The sequence below is a fragment of the Bradyrhizobium sp. MOS001 genome (genome assembly GCF_004634465.1).
GTDB lineage: Bacteria > Pseudomonadota > Alphaproteobacteria > Rhizobiales > Xanthobacteraceae > Bradyrhizobium > Bradyrhizobium barranii.
Map to the genome: position 1 here is coordinate 1 of NZ_SPVJ01000160.1, position 1450 is coordinate 1450.

The window sequence follows — 1450 nt, forward strand, 5'->3', positions numbered from 1 at the left end:
CACTACTTTGGCAGATTTTTGATTTTGTCGCGTTTTATAGGATTCCCGAATCAATTTTTCAATGATTCATGGGTGGTCGGCTCTTGGAGGGCTGACCATGCCGGGATGGGAAGACGAACTTGAACGCTGGCTGATGCCGTTCTTGGACCGGCTGGGTCATAAGACCCGGCAGCGGATGTGCCCTCTGTATGTTGCGGGACTGATCGGTCCTGGCGATCGCAAGAGCGTTCAGCCGATGGCGGAACGCCTTGCCACGAGCAACTACGACCAGTTGCACCATTTCATTGCGGACGGTGTCTGGGACGCGACGCCGCTGGAGACAGAGCTGCTCAACCAGGCGGACCGACTTGTCGGCGGCAGGGATGCGGTGCTGGTTATTGATGACACCTCACTGCCGAAGAAGGGTGAGCGCTCGGTCGGTGTTGCGGCTCAATACGCGTCGGCTCTCGGTAAAACGGCAAATTGCCAAACGCTGGTGTCTTTAACGCTTGCGCGCGGCGAAGTGCCAGTGATGGTCGCGTTACGTCTCTTTCTGCCTGACAGTTGGACAAGCGACATGTCTCGTTTGAAGCGCGCTCGCGTGCCAGTCGAACACCGAACGCCACGGTCCAAGCCGGAGATTGCTTTGGCCGAGATTGACCGCGCGATGGCAGCCAACGTGCGCTTTGGATGTGTGCTGGCGGATGCAGGATACGGCCTCAGCGCACCGTTTCGACAAGGGCTAACAGAGCGCGGGCTGGCCTGGGCTGTCGGCATCCCTCGGCACCTGAAAGTATATCCGGTCGATGTGAAGCTCATTTGGCCGATTACCAAAGTCCGCGGGAAACCACGAAAGCACCACGTGCCCGATATCTTATCGATTGCGGCAGAACAAATGCTGGCCAGCGCCAAATGGAAAACCGTGAGTTGGCGTAGCGGGACGAAAGGTCGGCTCAAAGCCCGATTTGCTGCTCTCCGTGTCCGGACCGCCGACGGCCCTCCGCAGCGGATATGGGATAAAGGTCAGCAGCATCTCCCAGGCGACGAAGCCTGGCTCATTGGCGAGCAACGCGCCTCGGGAGAGAAGAAATACTATCTCGCCAATCTTCCGGCGATGACGGATCTGCGCACGCTGGCAGCCACCATCAAGGCACGGTGGATTTGTGAGCAAGCGCATCAGCAGTTGAAGGAGGAGCTCGGACTTGATCACTTCGAAGGGCGATCATGGCAGGGTCTTCATCGCCACGCCCTGATGACAATGATTGCCTACGCCTTCCTGCAACACCGTCGCCTCGCACACGCGGGGCGGAAAAAAAAGAATCAACGGGCCTCCGCCCCAGCCAACCATGCCCGCCGTACGTCACGCCATCGTCGATCTCATCCTTCGGCCGCCGTCTCAGCAGTGCCCATATTGCCGAAAGCAAATCCTTGAAAAACAGGGGCGCAAACACATTCTGCCAAAGTAGTGCTA

General features: G+C 58.1%; 1 protein-coding gene. It reads left to right on the top strand.

Annotation, left to right across the window (positions count from 1 at the left end; translation table 11 throughout):
• Positions 1 to 61 precede the first annotated feature (61 nt).
• Positions 62 to 1411: an IS701 family transposase gene (locus CT676_RS43630; RefSeq protein WP_135217355.1), complete on the top strand. Its 1350-nt coding sequence runs from the start codon at positions 62 to 64 to the stop codon at positions 1409 to 1411.
• Positions 1412 to 1450 lie beyond the last annotated feature (39 nt).

What these genes read in the sequence shown, in the direction of transcription:
- CT676_RS43630 (WP_135217355.1), top strand. Translation starts at nt 62, where the DNA reads ATGATTCATGGGTGGTCGGCTCTTGGAGGGCTGACCATGCCGGGATGG.